Genomic DNA, 17,353 nt, shown 5'->3' on the forward strand with positions numbered 1-17,353 from the left:
GAAAGGCGAGCCATCTGCTCGTCCGTCAGCCAGTACAGGTCGCTCATGCTCAGTCTCCTCGCGGAGCCTGAATCACATCCCCCTCAGCCAATCAATGGGTCCTGAGCCTAGGGCGTGATTCGCGGATAGCGGTCATTCCGGACGATGAATCGGTACGTCTGCTTCGCGCCCCACATCCGGCCGTTCGGCCTTGTCGCCGACGATCCCGAAAGCCGCCATTCGTTCAGCTAGCGCTCAACTGGTTCAGACCCGACATTGCGCTCCCGGCTTAATAGGCGTCGCCACAATCATATTCGGAGTGCAGCGATCAGGGCGTCCCGAGCCATGGCCACGCGCGGGTGGCGCAGCGATGAGCGTGCCCAGACGAGGTAGAAAGCGTTGCGCGGCACCGTGACCGGGGCGGGTATCTCGATCAGCGTGCAGGTAGCGCGTTCGCTGCGGGTGAGATAGCCGGGCAGCACCGTCCAGCCGAGACCCGCGCACAATCCCGATCGCAACACTCTCAAATCGGGCGCGGTCAGGGCGGGCTGGTTCGTAAGCTCGATCTGGTTTGCCTCGAGCCAGGACCGCAGCAGCGGCCGGTCGAGATCGTAGGCGAGGTGCGCCGTCCGGTTGAGCCCGTCGGCAAGCGGCAATTCGGCAATCCGCCCCGCCACGGCGGGCGAGGCGACGGCGCGCAGGTGCTCTTCGCCCAGCGCATGAAAGGCCAGCCGCGAATCTTCGGGTTGCGAGGCGGTGACGGCCAGGTGCACCTTGTCTTCGAGCAGCATGGCATAGAGCGCCTCGCGTCCGCCGATATGCAGGCGCAGGTCCAGCCCCGCATCCAGCAGCGGCGCCAGTCGGGGCGTGATCATCTCTCCCAGCAGGTCCGACGGCGCGGCGATGTGGACCGTGCCCGAAATGCGAGACGAACGGGCCCGCGCGCTGGCCAGTGCCGATTCCGCCGTGTCGAGGCTGCTTCCGATCGAAGCAGCGAGATCGTCGGCAATGGCTGTTGGTCGAACGCCGCGCGAATGGCGATCGAACAAGGGACGGCCCAATTGCGCTTCGAGCGAGGCGATGTGCTGCGAGGCCGCCGGCTGGGTGATGCCGATTGCCCTGGCCGCCTCGCTCAATGAACGGCGGCGGTAGACTTCGACGAAGGTGCGCAACTGCAGAAGGGACATTCCGGTTCCATAAGCGGATTTATGGCCGTCCGCCATTCCCGCTGGATTTCATGATGCCGTTCCCTGCGTATCTAAGCCGCCGAAAGGAACGATCGAATGCAAAATCGCCGCCAACTGCTGAAAGCCCTCACCGCTGTCTTTGTGGCGGGTGCGGCTGCGTCGGGTGCGTTTGCTCGTTTCCCAACATCAATGGAAAAGGACAATTGACGATGACCCGCATTCTCATGGTAGCCACCTCCGCCGACCGCATGATTCCCGGCACCGAACCGACGGGCGTCTGGCTCGAGGAACTTACCACCCCGTATTACGCCTTCCGCGATGCCGGCGCCGAGGTTACGCTGGCCTCGATCAAGGGCGGCGCCATCCCCGTCGACCAGCGCAGCGTTAACGCCGACGGCGAAAACGACGCTTCGGTAGAACGCTATCTCAAGGACGAGGCGCTGAAGGCCGAGGTTGCCAGCACCCCGGTATTCACCAGTATCGATCCCGCCGGCTACGACGCGTTGTTCCTGCCGGGCGGTCATGGCACCATGTTCGATTACCCCGGTAGCGACGAGCTGGCGCGCCTGGTCGAGCGCTTCGACCGCGAAGGCAAGATCGTCGCCGCCGTCTGCCATGGGCCCGCCGGGCTCGTTTCGGCGAAGAAGGCCGATGGCACGCCCTTCGTGGCCGGCCGCCGTGTCGCGGGCTTCACGGACAGCGAGGAACGCGCGGTCGGTCTCGACAAGGCCGTGCCGTTCCTGCTCGAAACGCGTCTCAAGGAACTTGGCGGCAAGCACGAGGGCGGACCGGATTTTGCCCCCTTCGCCCTGCGGGACGGCAATCTGGTGACCGGCCAGAACCCCGCCAGCGCTACCCGCACCGCGGAGCTCGTGATGGAAGCCCTCAAGGACAAGGTCGCCTGATCATGCGCTATCTCCACACCATGCTGCGCGTCGCCGATCCCGAGGCGGCGGTCCGGTTCTTCACGCTGCTGGGTCTCAAGGAGACCCGGCGCATGGAGAACCAGGCCGGGCGTTACACGCTGATCTTCCTTGCAGCCGACGAGGATTTCGCCGGTGAAGGCCAGCGCGCCGATGCCGAGGTCGAGCTGACGTATAACTGGCCGCCCGAGGACGGCAGCCCTGCCGAGACTTACACCGGGGGCCGAAACTTCGGCCATCTCGCCTACCGGGTCGAAGACATTTACGAAACCTGCGCGCGGTTGCAGGCGGGCGGCGTGACGATCAATCGCCCCCCGCGCGACGGCCACATGGCGTTCGTCCGCTCGCCGGACGGGATCTCCATCGAACTGCTCCAGAAGGGCGAACACAAGGCCCCGGCCGAACCCTGGGCCTCCATGCCCAACACGGGCGAATGGTGATGCCGAAATTGTTTGAACCGATCGAGGTTGGCGGGCTGCGGCTCGCCAACCGCATCGTCATCGCGCCGATGTGCCAGTATTCGGCCGAGGATGGCGCGATGACCGACTGGCACCGGATGCATCTCGGCCAGTTGGCGCTGTCGGGCGCGGGCGCGCTGACGATCGAGGCGACCGCGGTCAGCCCGGAAGGGCGCATCACCTACGGTGACGTCGGCCTGTACGATGACCGAACCGAAGCGGCGATGCGAAGCGTTCTCGAAGGTGTGCGCCGGTGGTCGGACATGCCGCTCGTCATCCAGCTGGCTCATGCCGGCCGCAAGGCGAGCTGCGCCAAGCCGTGGCACGGCGGAGCGCAGATCGCCCCCGATGCGCAGAACGGCTGGCAGACCGTGTCACCGAGCGCCGTTCCCTTCGCGCCGGACGACCATCCCCCTGTCGAACTGGACACGGCAGGGCTTGCCCGCATCCGCGAAGCCTTCGCCGATGCCGCCCGCCGCGCCAGCAGGCTGGGCATCGATGCCGTCCAGATCCACGCGGCGCATGGCTACCTGCTCCACGAGTTTCTTTCTCCGATCTCCAACCGGCGCGGCGATGCATACGGCGGCAGCCTCGACAACCGGATGCGGTTCCCGCTCGAAGTGTTCGATGCCGTGCGCGAGGCGTTTCCCGCCGACCGCCCGGTTACCGTTCGCGTTTCGGGGACCGATTGGGTCGAAGGCGGCTGGACGGCGGAGGAAACTGCGCGCTTTGCGCAGGAGCTGGAGCGGCGCTGTTGTTCGGCGATCCACGTCTCCAGCGGCGGCCTCGACCCGCGCCAGCAGATCCCGGTCGGCCCCGGCTATCAGGTGCCGCTGGCCCGGACGGTCAAGGAAGCGGTCGCGATGCCTGTCGTAGCGGTCGGCCTGATTACCGATCCGCATCAGGCGGAGCGCATCCTCGAAAACGGCCATGCCGACGCCATAGCGATAGCCCGCGCTGCGTTGTGGGATCCGCGCTGGCCCTGGCACGCCGCCGCCGCGCTCGGCGCTTCGGTCCACGCGCCCCCGCAATATCTCCGGTCCGAACCCCACGAGGCGGGCCGCGTTCTCAAGGAAATGACTCTATGAAGACCTCCGCCAAACTGCTTCTTGCCGCCGGCGCTGCCCTCTCGCTCGCCGCCTGCGCGGCGACCCGCGAGGGTGCATCCGCGCCCCAGATCGAACAGGTCGCGACCTTCGATGGCGCGATGCCGACTGGCGTGACCGTCGCCCCCAACGGGCGTATCTTCGTAAACTTCCCGCAATGGGGCGACAACGCGCCGTTCACGGTTGCCGAGCTGGTCGACGGCAAGGCGGTGCCCTATCCCGACGCCGCGACCAACCGGCGCGATCCGGCCGACCCGGCGGGGCACTTTATCTCGGTGCAGAGCGTGGTGGCCGATGGCGCCAACCGCCTCTGGGTGCTCGACACGGCGGCCCCCAAATTCTCTCAGCCGCAGGCCGGCGGGGCAAAGCTGGTGGCGATCGATCTCGCGACCAACCGCGTGGTGAAGACGATCGTCCTGCCGGCCAGCGTGGTGCTGCCCACGACCTACCTCAATGACGTGCGCTTCGATCTGCGTCAGGGCGCCGAAGGCGTCGCCTACATCACCGACAGCAGCAATGCCGGTGTCGGCGGCATCATCGTCGTCGATATCGCCAGCGGGCGTGCGATCCGGCGCCTGTCGAACCATGCGACGACCAACCCCGAGCCCGGCTTCAGCCCGGTCGTCGACGGCGCGGCGCTGATGAACCGCCCGGCCGTCGGCCCCGCGACGCCAGTCGCGATCGCCAGCGACGCGATTGCGCTCAGCCCCGACGGCAGCCTGCTCTACTACGGGCCGCTGTCGGGCCGCACGCTGCATGCGGTGCCCACCGACCTGCTGCGCGATCCCGCGGTGTCGGAGGAAGAACTGGGCCGCGCGGTCCGCAGCCTGGGGCGCAAAGGCGCCTCGGACGGGATAGCCGAGGACGACAAGGGCCGCGTGTTCGCCGGCGATTACGAGAACAACGCGATCCGCGTGCTCGACCAGGGCCGCTGGTCGACACTGATCAGCGACCCGCGCATCAGCTGGCCCGACACGCTGTCGATCGGCACGGACGGCTACCTCTACTTCACCGCCAACCAGCTCCACCGCCAGCCCGGCTTCCATGGCGGGCGGGATTTGCGCCGCAAGCCTTACGAGCTGCTCCGCATCCGGGTGGGCGCCGGGCCCATCCTCTTGCGCTCACAATGATCCCATCAGGCCGGGTAGGCTCGACATCGCGCCTGCCCGGCGTTCCCAATGGAGACCTTCTATGGCTGAGCCCATTGTCTCTGACCCGACGGTTGAGCGGTTTCTGCCGTTCATCGCCGAGGCGCTCGGCGCAGACTTTGCCGCATACCGCAACCACATATACCGGGTGTTGAGCTACGCAGCACACTTCCTCGGCGACGATCCGAGGGGACGCAAACACATCGCCTTCGCACTGGTGTTCCATGACGTGGGCATGTGGACCGACCACGAATTGGCTTATCTTGAGCCGTCGGAAGCAGCGGCCGAGCGCGTGCGAGCCCAGCACGCGCCACATCTCGATCCCACGCTCGTCGCCAACATCATTCACTGGCATCACAAGCTGCTATCGTTCGCAGGGCCAGACGCCGAGATCGTGAACGCCGCGCGCAAGGCGGACTGGATCGACGCAAGCATGGGTATGGTCCGGCATGGCGTTCCCCGTAAACAGGTGGCCGCCATAGAGGAGGCAATCCCCGTATTGGGCTTCCCGGAGGTCCTGATGCGCCTCGCCAAGGATTTGCGCCATGGCAACCGGGTAGCGGGTCTTTGGCGTGTGCTCTCTCGTGTCTACAGGATTTGACCGTAAGGGTGTAAAGGCAGAATATCTCAGTTGCTGATTAAAAGGCGAATGTCCGCTGGCGGCACACTTTCCGCCAAATATTAGCCCGCAATCGAACGGCAGCTTTCAACGACAACATCTGTCGCCGGGAATGACAGCAATGTTGGCGATCCAGTCGTAGTGCGCTCCGTCACTGGTCAACCAATCGCAGCAATCCCCGCCCAAAGCTCCATCCCCTTTCATGACTAATCCGTGCCCCTGACCGAACCCGGCCAGGCACTGCAACGTGCGCTCATGCGGACCGTGTTGTCATGCTGCGCATGCCTGCCCGCACCACTCCTTCGAGCGACGCTTCCCTCTCTGCGTTCGGTGCAGACCTGACCGCGCCCGGCCTTTTCGGGGCTCAGTCAAAGGTTGGTCCCTTGGACGGAAGAGCAGCTTCGAAAGGTCAGCATCATGAAGAACACCGTCACTCTCGTCGGCTTCGTCGGCAACACTCCGGAAGTCCGCACCGCCCAGTCGGGCGCCGCCATAACCAACCTCTCACTCGCCACCACACGCAGCTTCAAGGATAGCGAAGGCAACCGCCAGACCGAGACCGAATGGCACCGGATCACCTGCTTCAACGGCGTCGGCAAATGCGTCGCCGAGCACGTCACCAAGGGCGCGATGGTCATGGTCACTGGCCGCATCCACTACTCGCGCTGGACCGACAGCGAAGGCCAGACCCGTTATGGCTGCGAGATCATCGCCGAACAGGTCGACTTCCTCGCCAGTGCCAAGGAATCCAGCAGCGAAGAACCGAAGAAGCGGCGCTCGAAGTAGCGCCGCAGTCACCGGACAGCTTGCTTCAAAAGGCCCGGATCGGCGGTTGCCGATCCGGGCCTTTTGCATGCTAACCGGCCCAGGGATCCGCCGCTCACAAGCGCGGAAATGAGCGACCTCCGCAGGGTGGAGTTCGCGCGTTCAAAATGGCTATTTGCTTCCATAGTGCGGAACATCGCTCAACTATTGCAACTGCCCGGGGTTTCTCTCAGACGCCAGATAGGCTAGGTATCCTGCGGGATTGAGGCTCATTTTTCCCTAATACACGAGCAGCAATTTCTAGAACAATACGTGTCCAAGTTGGGAACAGATTCAGGCACACCGTACCCGGGAGCCCGGTGCTGGGAAATGGCGCAAATCGGCCCCTTACCGTGGCGCAAGGCGCTATGTGCCCGCGTGATGTCATTTGATGTCAGGCTTGCTAGCGTAAGTCAGATCTGACTTGGATTACGCCAACACTTTGATAATGCGCCGATAAAAAGAACTTTCCTACAGACCGGCCGTGACCTTAGCCTGATGTCTCGTCCGGAGGGGTTTCTGGCCGATGGGGGCGGCCGACCTGAGTTGGAACCCATGCGTTTTGCGCTGCAATGCTATGTCGATGAGCCGCTCTACAGGGCGGTGAAGGCCGCCGCCGATGCGGCTCAGATGAGCGTCAGCCAATGGCTGAAGCTGGCCGTGAACGGGGTGGTCGAAGGGCAGGATGAGGCGGCGTTCCGGGACCGGATCATGTCCCACCTGTTGTTCACGTCAACCGCGCTCGACGGGCTGCTGACCGCCCAGCCAGACAAGGACCTGCGCGCCCGGATCCATGTCGCGCACGGCAAGCGGCTGCGCGAGTACCGGGAGCGCATTGCTCAGCCCAAGCGGGGAGCATGAGCCATGCTGTCGCTCGCCAATGTGCGCTCGGCGGGCGGGGCCGCCAGCTACTTTGCCAAGGACAATTACTACGCCCGCGCCGACGCCGATCGGTCCGGGTTATGGGTTGGCAAGGGGGCCGAACGGCTGGGCCTGTCAGGGACGGTCGAAGCCCGGGCCTTCGAGGCGATCCTGCGCGGTGAGCTGCCCGGTGGCGGGCGGATCGGGCGCGAAGGAGCGGACCACCGTGCGGGCACCGATCTCACCTTCTCGCTCCCCAAAAGCTGGTCGCTGCTGGCTCTCGTCGGCAAGGACGAGCGCATCATCTCGGCGTACCGGGAAGCGGTGATCGAGACGCTGAAGTGGGCAGAGAAGAACGCGGCGTTCTTGCGCGTCGAGCGAGCCGGCAAGGAACGCCAGGTCCAAACCGACAACCTGACCGTGGCCCTGTTCCAGCACGACACCAACCGCAACCAGGAGCCCAATCTCCACTTCCACGCCGTGGTCGCCAACATGACCCAGGCTCCTGACGGGACCTGGAAGGCGCTGCGCAATGACCGGCTGTGGCAGCTCAATACCCTGCTCAACGCCATGACCATGGCGCGCTTCCGGGTCGAGGTGGAGAAGCTCGGCTACCGCATTGGGGCGGTCGGCAAGCATGGCAACTTCGAAGCCGCCGGGATCAGCCGCGAGGCGGTCATGGCCTTCTCGACGCGGCGGCAGGAGGTGCTCGAAGCGCGGCGCGGCAGCGGGCTCGAGGCGGGGCTGATCGCGACCTTGGCGACGCGCTCGGCCAAGCCGCACGATGTCGATCGCGGCGCCTTGCTGTCCCGCTGGGAGGAGCAGTGCTGGGGCATGGGCATGGATCTTGTCGGCATGGTGCGCGATGCCCGCGAGCGGTCGGCCGTCATGGCGATTGCCGCGCAGCGGCAGGAACAGGACCGCCCCACGATCGCCCAGCGCGGCAGGGTCATGGTCCTCGAACTGGCCGAGCGTCTGGGGATCAAGGCGGGCGATCCCCTGGTCCCTGCACGCATCCATCTGCGGCCCGCGCAGGAGATCGCCGCGGCCCATGCCGTGGCCTCCGCCGTGCGGCACCTGTCGGAGCGGGAGGCCGCGTTCAAGGCGACTGACCTCGCCAAAGCGGCGCTCGACTTCGGCCTGCCCACGACCATGCCGCTGATCGAGAAACGCATCGCGCAGCTGGCCGATCAGGGAGCGCTCAGCAAAGGGCGTGGGGCTATGCAGGGCTGGCTCACCACGACCGAAGCTGCAGCACTGGAGGCCCGCCTGCTGGCCGAGATCGAGCGGGGCAAAGGCGCAGTTCCCCCGATCCAGTCGAGTGAAGCGGCAGGGGCGCAATTGCAGGCGTCGGCCAACCTCAACTTCGGCATGACGCTCAACCCCGGGCAGGAAGCCGCCGGGCGCATGATCCTCTCCTCGGCCAACCGCGTGGTCGCCGTGCAGGGCGTGGCCGGCGCCGGCAAATCGAGTCTGCTGCGCCCCGTCGCGCAGATCCTCGGCGAGCACGGCAAGCAGGTCGTGGGGCTCGGCGTGCAGAACACCTTGGTGCGCATGCTGGAACGCGAGACCGGCATTCCCTCGATGACCTTGCACCGCTTCCTGGGACAGCATCGGGGGCTCCTTGAGGGGGCCGCGAGCAAGGCCGAGCTGGCGGCAGCGCGGTCAGCCTATCGCGATACCGTGCTGGTCCTCGACGAGGCCTCGATGGTCTCGACTCGCGATTCTGACCGGCTGGTCCGGCTCGCCAACCTGCTTGAGGTCGATCGGCTGGTGCTGATGGGTGACCCGAAGCAACTGGGCGCGGTCGAGGCGGGCAAGCCCTTTGCCCTGGCGCTCGCGGCCGGCACCGAGACCGCCCGGATGGAGACCAACCTCAGGGCGCGCTCGGAGACCTTGCGGCGGGCCCAGGCGGCGGCGCAGCAGGGCCGCACGGGCGAGGCCATAGAGCATCTCAAGGACCACATCGTCGAGGTCAGCGAGAACGGCGCGGTGGTTGCCGCCGAGCGCTGGCTCTCGCTGTCGCCGGCCGAGCGCGAGCGGACCGGGATCTACGTCTCGGGCCGGCAGCTGCGCGATGAGGTGAACCGGGCGGTGCAGACCGGCCTTGCCACCAACGGCGAGATCGGTCCGGAGAGCCGCAATCTCACGGTCCTCTCGCGGGTCAATGGCACGCGCGAGGAGCTGCGCCAAACCGCAACCTACGAGCCGGGCATGGTGCTGGAGCTGACTACCCGGCAGACGCGCCAGCACCTTGGCAAAGGGCGGTATGACATTGTCCAGGTGGACGCGGGCAAGGGGCAGGTAACGCTGCGGGACGCCCATGGCCGCAGCCATACCTTCACGCCCTCACGTCTTGGCACCACCGGAGACAATCAGGCCATCCAGCTGCACGAACGCAAGCCCCTCACGCTCTACACCGGCGACACCATCCGCTGGACCGCCAACGATCACCAGCGCGGGCTGATCAATGCCGACCGGGCGACCATCGCGGCCATCACGCAGGAGGGGGTGACCGTGCGAACATCGAGCGGCTTGGAGCATGCACTCAAGTCCGATGATCCGATGCTGCAACGGATTGACCTTGCCTATGCGCTCAATGCCCACATGGCGCAGGGACTGACCAGCGACAAAGGCATCGCGGTGATGGACAGCCGAGCCAGGAAGCTGCTCTCCGCCCGCAACTTCCTCGTGACCATCACCCGCCTGCGTGACGAGCTCACCCTGATCGTGGACAACCGCGACCAGGTCGAGGTCGGCATCGGTCGCAATCCCGGGGACAAGACCTCGGCGCTGGAGGTAACCCAGCGGCTGGGTGCGGCGGCTGCCAAGGGCCAGGCTGCCGGCAAGGCGGCGGAGCCAGAGCGGCATACCGAGTTGGAACGCACGATCGAGCGCGTGAAGCCTTTCGAGATCGGACTGTGACGCAAGGTCCGTCCTAACGGCTGGGCCAGCCGAGCATCTTCGCTGGCGCCGGAAAGATCCCCAGCAGCATCGCGCCCCACGCTTCCGCGATCTCCCGGCGCCGCGTGAGGTAGGCAGCGCGGTTGTAGGCGCCTTCCGAGCCCGAGATGCCCTCCGGGATATGCGCCAGCATCAGGTCGATGACATGGCGATCCCCCGGCGTACCGCCGCGCTCGGCCCATTCGTTCATGATGGTCGAGAACGAGGCCCGCCAGCCATGCGGCACGTGGCGGCCCTGATAGCCGCAGCGGTTGTAGAAGTAGCTCAGTGTGTTCTCGCTCATCGGCACCCGCGCATTGCGGTTGCTGGGGAACACGAGCGGCCCGCGTCCGGTCAGCGCACGCACCGCGCGGAGTACGGCCACGGCCTCGGCCGACAGCGGCACCAGGTGCTCGAAGCCTTCGTCGTGCTTGAGCTCAAGCATCAGCTTCATCCGGGTGGCAGGCACCCGCCATAGCGCATCGGAGCAGGGCGCCTCGCTGGTCCAGTCCACGTGCTCGATCTCGGTCCAGGGCAGCGCGCGAATCATCCCGGGGCGCTGGGCGGTCAGCGCCAGGAAGCGCGAGGCAAGCTTGGTCAGCGGTGAGGCCGGCTCGGCCTCGGTCTTGCGGATCATATCATGCAGGGCCTCGAGCGAGACCAGCGCCGGGCGCTTGCGGGCGCGCGGCACGGGCCTCAGCGCCTTGGTCACCACGCCCGCCGGATCGCGGGCTGCTGCGCCCTCGGCGATCGCATGGACAAACACCGCCGAGATCCGCTGGCGCACCCGGTGCGCGGTCTCGATCGCGCCGCGCTGCTCGATCTTGCGCAAGACCGACAGCACCAGCGGCTCATCGATCTCGCGGATGGGTAGCTTGCCGATCCAGGGGAACACCTCCTTCTCGAGGCTGCCAATGACATCGCCCGCATGGACCCGCGTCCAGCGGCTCTCCTGTAGATCATACCAGCCCCGCGCCAGCGCCTCGAAGGTGTTGCCGGCCGCCACCGCGCGCTCGACCTTGGCCTTTTGCGCCTCAAGCCCGGGATCGCGGCCTTCGGCCAGCATCTTGCGTGCTTCGATCTTCCGGTCACGCGCCGCCTTCAGGGGCAGATCGGGGTAGCTGCCCAGAACGAGCCGCCGTTCCTTGCCGGCAAACCGGTACTTCAAGCGCCAGCTGCGATGGCCGGACTTGGTCACATAGAGGTAGAGGCCCTCGGAATCGGCGAGCTTGTAATCCTTGTCCCTGGCCTTGGCATTCTTGATGGCGAGTTCTGTGAGCATGGATGCCCCCGGATGTGCGATTCAGTGCCCCCACAAACGCCCCCGGATGGGTGCGGATGCATCGGGATTGATCGAAACAAATCAGGAACAATACTGACCGCAAAACGCCCAAAACGCAAGGAAAATAGGACTTTAGGGGAGCCTTGCAGATCATAAGGTGGCGGAGACGGAGGGATTCGAACCCTCGGTACCGGATTTACCAGTACGACGGTTTAGCAAACCGTTGGTTTCAGCCACTCACCCACGTCTCCGGATCGCAGCGGCGAGGGCGCGCTATAACGAGGGTTGTGGGGGGCGGCAAGGGGCTGTCGGGCAAAAATCCGGCCAAATCGAAAATCATCCCGGGAAGGCGGTTCGCCGCGTTTTGGACTCGGCTCATCGCCGGTTCATTGTCGTGGCGTCAGCCTTGGATTCTGCATGAAGGGCAGGGGTGCGCGATTGCGCGCGAAGATCGGGACGGACGGGAATCATGATCACATTGTCGAAAGCGCGCACCTTGGTAACCGGCCTTGCCGCTTGCCTTGCGCTCACCACCAGCGCCGCTTTCGCGCAGGTCCAGACCGTCGATCCCAACGCCGTGATCGACGGTGACCTGGCGCCACAGTCCAATCCGCCTGTCCCGGCGCAAGGCCCTGCGGCAACGCCCGCCGGTGCCGAGGCCGGGTCGCTCCCTGCGCTCCCGGCCGATGCCCCGCCGCCCGCCTCGGCACCCTATCAAACCCCGGCACCGGCCACACTGCCGCCTGCGCCCGCAGCGGCAACGCCTCAATCGGCAACCAGCAACACCTACAAGGACGATGATCTGATCGGTGCCGCCGAGGGCGTGTTCGGCAAGGGCGCTGCAGGCCTTGCCGATCTGATCAAGGACCTCCTCAAGAAGCAGGGTGAGCCCAACGCCTACATCAAAGGCCGCGAAGCCGGCGGCGCGCTGGTCGTCGGCCTGCGCTATGGCTCCGGCACGCTCCACCACAAGGTCGAGGGCGAACGCCCGGTCTACTGGACCGGCCCGTCGATCGGCTTCGATGCCGGCGCCAACGCCGCCAGCACCTTCGTGCTGGTCTACAACCTGTTCGACAGCGAGGAGCTCTACAAGCGTTTCCCGGCGGGCGAGGGGCAGGCCTATCTCGTCGGCGGTTTCCACGTCAGCTATTTGCGCAAGGGCGATACCGTGCTGATTCCCGTCCGTTCGGGAGCAGGGCTGCGCCTTGGCATCAACGGCGGTTACATGAAGTTCTCGCGCAAGCAGAACTGGTTCCCGTTCTGACGGTTTCGCGCAATATCGCTGCAAATTGCCCCCCGCATACCTTATAATTGAAATGTAGGGTTGCCCCCGAGGCCTTCCGGCGGCATGGAGCCGCCGCAATTTGCTCCCCGCAAAGGAAGGCCTCATGCTCGAAAATCTTGCCACCCAGCCCGCCGACGCACTTCTGGCGCTGATCAAGCTCCACAATGCCGATCCGCGCGCTGACAAGATTGACCTCGGCGTGGGCGTCTACCGCACGTCCGAGGGCGACACGCCGGTGTTCAAGGCGATCAAGGCCGCCGAAGCCAAGCTGCTGGAGACGCAGGATTCCAAGGCCTACCTCGGCCCCGAAGGCGACATGGGCTTCGTCCACGCGCTGATCCCCTACGTCTTCGGCAAGGACTTCGACCGTTCGAAGGTCGAGGGCATGCAGGCTCCTGGCGGCACTGGTGCCGTGCGTCTCGCCATCGAGGTGGCGAAGCGTTCGGGCGTCAAGCGCGTATGGATGGGCACGCCGTCGTGGCCCAACCACGCCCAGATCATCGCAGCCGTGGGTGTCGAACTGAAGACCTTCAGCCACATGACGGCCGACGGCTTTGCCGATCTTGACGCGCTCAAGGCTGCCCTTGCACAGGCCGAGCCCGGCGATGCCGTCCTTTTGCACGGCTGCTGCCACAACCCGACCGGCGTCGACTACACCGAAGCCCAGTGGGACGAGATCGCGCCGCTGCTGGTCGAGCGCAAGGTCCTGCCGATCCTCGACCTTGCCTACCAGGGCCTTGGCGCTGGCATGGAAGCCGATGCCTATGGCCTGCGCAAGGTTCTCTCGGTCGTCCCCGAAGCACTCGTCGCCTACTCGTGCGACAAGAATTTCGGCCTCTATCGTGACCGCGTCGGCGCATTCTACGCCGTGACCTCCGATGCCACCGCACTCGCCAATGCCATGGCCAATGGCGCGACGATCGCCCGCGCTTCGTGGTCGATGCCGCCCGATCACGGCGCGGCTGCCGTCCGCCTGATCCTCGCCGATGAAAGCCTCACCGCGATGTGGCTGGCCGAGCTTGACGAGATGCGCGACCGCATGCGCTGGGTCCGTGATCGCCTTGCTGCCGCGCAGCAGGTCGGCCCGATCAGCATGGCGCCATTGGGCGTGCAGAACGGCCTGTTCTCGATGCTGCCGCTGGGCAGCGAACAGATCCTCGCCATCCGCGAGAAGCACGGCGTCTACATGGCGGGTTCGGGCCGCATCAACATTGCCGGCCTCACCACGGGCAACATCGACAAGTTCGTCGAGGCCCTGCGCGACGTCGCCTGAAGACGGCGCGAAACCAACGAGAAAGGGCGGGACCTGACGGCTCCGCCCTTTTCGTTTGCGTTCAGAAATCCGCGGCCCGTGATTGCCGCCGCGCTTCGGCAAAGCTGTCGGCGCGGAACTTCTCGAAGGCCACGCGCCGGTCATAGCCGGGGTCTTTCGGGTAGTCCTGATACTCGGCGATGATCTCGTCGAAGATCTCGCGCATTTCTTCCTTGTGGTCAGGGTGCGAGAAGATGTGCAGGCGGTTGGCCCTCATCGCCTCGATCACGCGCGCGCCGATCACGTCGGGCCCCATGCCGAATTCGTGCAGCCCCTGTAGCCGCTCCACCGCACTCGGATCGACCGGCTTCATCGCGCCTTTCAGCGCATCGGGCCGCACGTCATCGCTTGCATAGATGTAGCTATTCACCAGGCCGGGACAGAGCACGGAGACGCCAATCTCGTACTTCAGCAGCGAATAGTGCAGTGATTCCGAGAGCCCGCGCACGGCAAACTTGGTGGTGTTGTAGATGCCGGGGCTGCCCGCGGCGAGGAAGGCCGCCATTGAAGCGGTGTTGACCACGTGCCCGCCCTTCTGCTCGCCCGCCTTTACGCGTTCCACCATGCGCGGAACGAAAGTCATCACGCCGTTGATCACCCCGTGGAGGTTTACGCCCATGACCCAGTCCCAGTCGTCGTAGGAGCTTTCCTCGATCGGCTGGAACAGGTTCACACCCGCGTTGTTGCACAGGATCGATACCGGGCCGAACTTCGCCTCGACCTCGTCCGCTGCTGCCTTGAACCCGTCGCGGCTGGCCACGTCGAGCTGGACACCCATCACTTCCCGATTGTCGAGCGAGGCCAGCGCCTTGTCGATCGAATCCTGCCGGATGTCGGCGATGGCGACCTTGCAGCCTTCATTGAGCAACTGCCGCACCAGCCCGATGCCCACGCCGTTCGCGCCCCCGGTGACAAAGGCGGTGCGTCCTGCAAAATCCTTCATGCGCCGCGAGCCTCCTTCAGCTTGTTCTGCCGCGCAATCTCCTCGGTGATCGCGGGGTTGCGGAACAGCATGGCGAAGGTCTGCTTGTATTCCGGGTTCTCGGGCAGGTGGGTCTGCACGGCGGCAGTGGTGGCAAGGCCGCGCTCTTCCACGCCGGTCAGGAATTCGGAGTGGGTGAGGATGTAGAGCTCGTCATTGAGGATGCCCTCCAGCACCCGCTGCCCGACCTGCTCCTTGGTCTGGTAGAGATGCATGAAATTGCCACCGGATGCGCGGCGCTTGTCCGCCTCGGCATAGCCGGTGTCGGCCAGATCGGCAGGTCGGGTCTTGGCGGCATCGGCGATGTTCGATTGCACCGCGCCGGGGCAAAATGCGCTGCAGATCACGCCGCGCGGTTCCAGTTCGGGCCGCATGCACTCCATCATCGAAGTGACTGCCGCCTTGCCCGACGAATAGATCGTGGTCATGCCCACCGGCACCAGCGCGCTCATCGATGCGGTGCAGACGATGTGGCCGCCTTCGCCATGGGCGAGAATACGCGGCAGCATCGTGACAATGCCGTTGATCGTGCCACCGACGTTCACGCCCATGACCCAGTCCCAGTCGGCAAAGGTCGCCAGCTCCGTCGGCCCGACCACGGCAACGCCTGCATTGTTCACCAGGATGTGGATCTTGCCGAACTTCGCCTCGACCGCATCGGCCACCTCTGCGAACTGCTCGCGATTGGTCACGTCCAGCTTCAGCGCCAGCACGCGCTCACCGCCATCGAGTTCGGCGACTGCCGAATCGAGATGGTCCTGGCGGATGTCGGCGATGGTCACGTTCATGCCCGCGCCCAGCAGCGCCTTGGCGATGCCGAGGCCGATGCCGCTGGCGCCGCCCGTCACGAATGCTGTCTTGCCCGGCAGATTCTGCATCAGATCCTCTCCATCCATTGGCGCCCCCGACCCTCGGCAGAGGGCGGGGAATCATTTTTCACCTTGTGTATTCACCAGAGCGGAATTGTATGCAAGACTAACAATATCACCGCTTCGAAAAGGTCCACGAAAGGGCTGCTGCGGCGAGAGAGGAGAGCACATGGCAGGTGTCGCAGTCACGGCAGTTCCCGAGGCCGAGGTCCGGCAGGAGCGCGCCGAACATCCGGCAGGCGCGGCTTACTGGGCGCTGTTCGTGATCGTGCTGGCAACATTCCTGACGTTCTTCGATGCGATCACTTTCGGCATGCTGGCCGAGCGGATCAAGCGCGATTTCGGCCTCACCGATTCGCAACTGGGCTTCCTTGCGGGTCCGGCCAGCATCATCTGCTACCTCTTCGTTGGCATCCCGTTGGCGCGCCTCGCTGACATCTACCCGCGCAAGTACGTGCTGGGGGCAGGGGCCGCGCTGGTCGGCGTGATCATCTCGGCAGGCGGTCTTGCCCAGAGCTTCGGCCAGTTCGTCGGCAGCCGCGTGTTCCTCGCCGCTGGCGGCTCCGCCCACGCGCCTGCATCCTATTCGCTGCTGGCAGACGCTTTCCCGCCCAAGAAGCTGACGCGCGCCTTCGCCCTGCTGCAGTTCGGCTTCATCGGCGGCACCACCCTCGGCCCGCTGATCGGCGGCATGCTGGTGATGATGACCGCGCCCTGGGGGGCAACCCACCTCGGCCCGCTGACGATCCTCGGCTGGCAGTGGATCCTGATCTTCATGGGTATCCCCTCGCTGCTGGTCGGCCTGCTGTTCCTCACGATCAAGGAACCGCCGCGCATGGCCCCGGCAGCTGATGCGCCGACCGTTCCTGCCAATTCCACCTTCGGCCGCAAGATCCTGACCTTCATGGGGCTGGATGCCTTCCGCGCGATCAACGCCAAGCCCCGCGTCTACTACCCGCTGTTCGGCGCTTTGGCCCTCAGCGCGGTCGAGACCTTCGGCCTGCAGTTCTGGCGCGTGCCTTTCATGATCCGCACCTTCGGATGGAACGAAGGGCAGATCGGTGCCGCGCTTGGCGTCACCGTACTGATCGCCTCGCTCTCCGGCCTGCTGCTCGGGGGGCTGTTCGTCGAATGGCTGGCCAAGCGCTACAAGGACGCCAACGTCCGCGCCGCCACCTGCTGCGCTGCCGGGGTTACCGTCTGCACGATCACCGCCATCCTGATGCCCACGGCCTGGGGATCGCTGATCATGTTCGGCCTTTCGGGCATGTTCGGCATTGCGGGCGCCGTGCCGCAGAACGCTGCCGTGCAGCGCGTCGCCCCCAACGACATGCGCGGGCAGGTCACCGCCTTCTACCTGTTCATGTTCACCTTCTTCGGCGCGATGGGCAGCTACGTCGTCGGCAAGGTGCAGGACGGTCTGATCGGCGATCCCGCCCAGCTGTGGAAGGCCCTACTGATCACCGCCAGCGTGCTCATGCCGCTTGCCACGTTCCTGATGTTCAAGGCCATCCGTCCCTATCGCGAAGAAGTTGAAAGGCTTGAGGCAATGGGGCGTTGACAGGACTCGCACAGCCCGTCAGATTGTTAGTAAG

General features: G+C 65.4%; 16 protein-coding genes and 1 tRNA gene. 12 read left to right on the forward strand and 5 right to left on the reverse strand.

Annotated features, from left to right (window positions below):
* Positions 1 to 287 precede the first annotated feature (287 nt).
* Positions 288 to 1,166 (reverse strand): LysR family transcriptional regulator, encoded by an 879-nt coding sequence (locus HGI46_RS05925; RefSeq protein ID WP_125956729.1) that lies wholly within the window; start codon positions 1,164 to 1,166, stop codon positions 288 to 290.
* A gap of 96 nt (positions 1,167 to 1,262) precedes the next feature.
* Between HGI46_RS05925 and HGI46_RS05930 the strand changes: the two genes are divergently transcribed.
* The 9 genes from HGI46_RS05930 (at position 1,263) to mobF (ending at position 10,010) form a co-directional block, all read left to right on the forward strand.
* Positions 1,263 to 1,373, forward strand: a complete 111-nt coding sequence (locus tag HGI46_RS05930; RefSeq protein ID WP_125956727.1) for a twin-arginine translocation signal domain-containing protein — start codon at positions 1,263 to 1,265, stop codon at positions 1,371 to 1,373.
* Between the two features lie 2 nt (positions 1,374 to 1,375).
* Positions 1,376 to 2,071, forward strand: a complete 696-nt coding sequence (locus tag HGI46_RS05935; RefSeq protein ID WP_125956725.1) for a type 1 glutamine amidotransferase domain-containing protein — start codon at positions 1,376 to 1,378, stop codon at positions 2,069 to 2,071.
* A gap of 2 nt (positions 2,072 to 2,073) precedes the next feature.
* Complete coding sequence (locus HGI46_RS05940; RefSeq protein ID WP_206065586.1) at positions 2,074 to 2,529, forward strand: VOC family protein; 456 nt, start codon at positions 2,074 to 2,076, stop codon at positions 2,527 to 2,529.
* On the forward strand, positions 2,529 to 3,635 hold the full coding sequence (locus tag HGI46_RS05945) for an NADH:flavin oxidoreductase/NADH oxidase (RefSeq protein ID WP_199558168.1): 1,107 nt from the start codon (positions 2,529 to 2,531) through the stop codon (positions 3,633 to 3,635). Before HGI46_RS05940 ends, HGI46_RS05945 begins: the two co-directional genes overlap by 1 nt.
* Positions 3,632 to 4,783, forward strand: a complete 1,152-nt coding sequence (locus tag HGI46_RS05950) for an L-dopachrome tautomerase-related protein (protein WP_168854044.1) — start codon at positions 3,632 to 3,634, stop codon at positions 4,781 to 4,783. The genes HGI46_RS05945 and HGI46_RS05950 overlap by 4 nt, the downstream gene beginning before the upstream one ends.
* 61 nt (positions 4,784 to 4,844) lie before the next feature.
* Positions 4,845 to 5,402 carry a phosphohydrolase gene (locus HGI46_RS05955; protein ID WP_125956715.1) on the forward strand — a complete coding sequence of 186 codons (558 nt, stop codon included), beginning with the start codon at positions 4,845 to 4,847 and terminating at the stop codon, positions 5,400 to 5,402.
* A gap of 435 nt (positions 5,403 to 5,837) precedes the next feature.
* Positions 5,838 to 6,206 carry a single-stranded DNA-binding protein gene (gene ssb / locus HGI46_RS05960; RefSeq protein WP_125956713.1) on the forward strand — a complete coding sequence of 123 codons (369 nt, stop codon included), beginning with the start codon at positions 5,838 to 5,840 and terminating at the stop codon, positions 6,204 to 6,206.
* Positions 6,207 to 6,779: 573 nt separating this feature from the next.
* Entirely contained in the window at positions 6,780 to 7,085 is a 306-nt protein-coding gene (locus HGI46_RS05965; protein WP_125956710.1) for a hypothetical protein, read from the forward strand.
* A gap of 3 nt (positions 7,086 to 7,088) precedes the next feature.
* A complete protein-coding gene (gene mobF / locus HGI46_RS05970; RefSeq protein ID WP_168854045.1) occupies positions 7,089 to 10,010 on the forward strand; it encodes a MobF family relaxase in 2,922 nt (973 codons plus the stop codon).
* 13 nt (positions 10,011 to 10,023) lie between these two features.
* Here the strand turns inward: mobF and HGI46_RS05975 are convergent, their stop codons facing one another.
* Both HGI46_RS05975 and HGI46_RS05980 read right to left on the reverse strand, forming a co-directional pair.
* Positions 10,024 to 11,310, reverse strand: coding sequence for an integrase arm-type DNA-binding domain-containing protein (locus HGI46_RS05975; protein ID WP_125956706.1), 1,287 nt, complete (start codon positions 11,308 to 11,310; stop codon positions 10,024 to 10,026).
* A 158-nt stretch (positions 11,311 to 11,468) separates the two neighbouring features.
* Positions 11,469 to 11,561 (reverse strand) — tRNA-Ser (locus HGI46_RS05980).
* A gap of 218 nt (positions 11,562 to 11,779) precedes the next feature.
* Between HGI46_RS05980 and HGI46_RS05985 the strand changes: the two genes are divergently transcribed.
* Both HGI46_RS05985 and HGI46_RS05990 read left to right on the forward strand, forming a co-directional pair.
* Complete coding sequence (locus tag HGI46_RS05985) at positions 11,780 to 12,574, forward strand: DUF1134 domain-containing protein (RefSeq protein WP_118073172.1); 795 nt, start codon at positions 11,780 to 11,782, stop codon at positions 12,572 to 12,574.
* A 124-nt stretch (positions 12,575 to 12,698) separates the two neighbouring features.
* Complete coding sequence (locus HGI46_RS05990; RefSeq protein ID WP_168903504.1) at positions 12,699 to 13,868, forward strand: amino acid aminotransferase; 1,170 nt, start codon at positions 12,699 to 12,701, stop codon at positions 13,866 to 13,868.
* A 61-nt stretch (positions 13,869 to 13,929) separates the two neighbouring features.
* Here HGI46_RS05990 and HGI46_RS05995 read toward each other — a convergent pair whose 3' ends face one another.
* Positions 13,930 to 14,850, reverse strand: a complete 921-nt coding sequence (locus tag HGI46_RS05995; protein WP_168903505.1) for an SDR family NAD(P)-dependent oxidoreductase — start codon at positions 14,848 to 14,850, stop codon at positions 13,930 to 13,932.
* Positions 14,847 to 15,767, reverse strand: a complete 921-nt coding sequence (locus HGI46_RS06000; RefSeq protein WP_168903506.1) for an SDR family NAD(P)-dependent oxidoreductase — start codon at positions 15,765 to 15,767, stop codon at positions 14,847 to 14,849. Before HGI46_RS06000 ends, HGI46_RS05995 begins: the two co-directional genes overlap by 4 nt.
* Positions 15,768 to 15,927: 160 nt before the next feature.
* On the opposite strand from HGI46_RS06000, the gene HGI46_RS06005 reads away from it, so the two are divergent.
* Positions 15,928 to 17,319, forward strand: a complete 1,392-nt coding sequence (locus HGI46_RS06005; RefSeq protein WP_168903507.1) for an MFS transporter — start codon at positions 15,928 to 15,930, stop codon at positions 17,317 to 17,319.
* The last annotated feature ends 34 nt before the right edge of the window (positions 17,320 to 17,353 follow it).

It is taken from the genome of Novosphingobium sp. ERW19 (assembly GCF_012641315.1).
Taxonomy (GTDB): Bacteria; Pseudomonadota; Alphaproteobacteria; order Sphingomonadales; family Sphingomonadaceae; genus Novosphingobium.

Bases quoted from the DNA above. Each gene is read 5' to 3' on its own strand.
- HGI46_RS05925 (WP_125956729.1), bottom strand. From the start codon at position 1,166: ATGTCCCTTCTGCAGTTGCGCACCTTCGTCGAAGTCTACCGCCGCCGT.
- HGI46_RS05930 (WP_125956727.1), top strand. From the start codon at position 1,263: ATGCAAAATCGCCGCCAACTGCTGAAAGCCCTCACCGCTGTCTTTGTG.
- HGI46_RS05935 (WP_125956725.1), top strand. From the start codon at position 1,376: ATGACCCGCATTCTCATGGTAGCCACCTCCGCCGACCGCATGATTCCC.
- HGI46_RS05940 (WP_206065586.1), top strand. From the start codon at position 2,074: ATGCGCTATCTCCACACCATGCTGCGCGTCGCCGATCCCGAGGCGGCG.
- HGI46_RS05945 (WP_199558168.1), top strand. From the start codon at position 2,529: ATGCCGAAATTGTTTGAACCGATCGAGGTTGGCGGGCTGCGGCTCGCC.
- HGI46_RS05950 (WP_168854044.1), top strand. From the start codon at position 3,632: ATGAAGACCTCCGCCAAACTGCTTCTTGCCGCCGGCGCTGCCCTCTCG.
- HGI46_RS05955 (WP_125956715.1), top strand. From the start codon at position 4,845: ATGGCTGAGCCCATTGTCTCTGACCCGACGGTTGAGCGGTTTCTGCCG.
- ssb (WP_125956713.1), top strand. From the start codon at position 5,838: ATGAAGAACACCGTCACTCTCGTCGGCTTCGTCGGCAACACTCCGGAA.
- HGI46_RS05965 (WP_125956710.1), top strand. From the start codon at position 6,780: ATGCGTTTTGCGCTGCAATGCTATGTCGATGAGCCGCTCTACAGGGCG.
- mobF (WP_168854045.1), top strand. From the start codon at position 7,089: ATGCTGTCGCTCGCCAATGTGCGCTCGGCGGGCGGGGCCGCCAGCTAC.
- HGI46_RS05975 (WP_125956706.1), bottom strand. From the start codon at position 11,310: ATGCTCACAGAACTCGCCATCAAGAATGCCAAGGCCAGGGACAAGGAT.
- HGI46_RS05985 (WP_118073172.1), top strand. From the start codon at position 11,780: ATGATCACATTGTCGAAAGCGCGCACCTTGGTAACCGGCCTTGCCGCT.
- HGI46_RS05990 (WP_168903504.1), top strand. From the start codon at position 12,699: ATGCTCGAAAATCTTGCCACCCAGCCCGCCGACGCACTTCTGGCGCTG.
- HGI46_RS05995 (WP_168903505.1), bottom strand. From the start codon at position 14,850: ATGAAGGATTTTGCAGGACGCACCGCCTTTGTCACCGGGGGCGCGAAC.
- HGI46_RS06000 (WP_168903506.1), bottom strand. From the start codon at position 15,767: ATGCAGAATCTGCCGGGCAAGACAGCATTCGTGACGGGCGGCGCCAGC.
- HGI46_RS06005 (WP_168903507.1), top strand. From the start codon at position 15,928: ATGGCAGGTGTCGCAGTCACGGCAGTTCCCGAGGCCGAGGTCCGGCAG.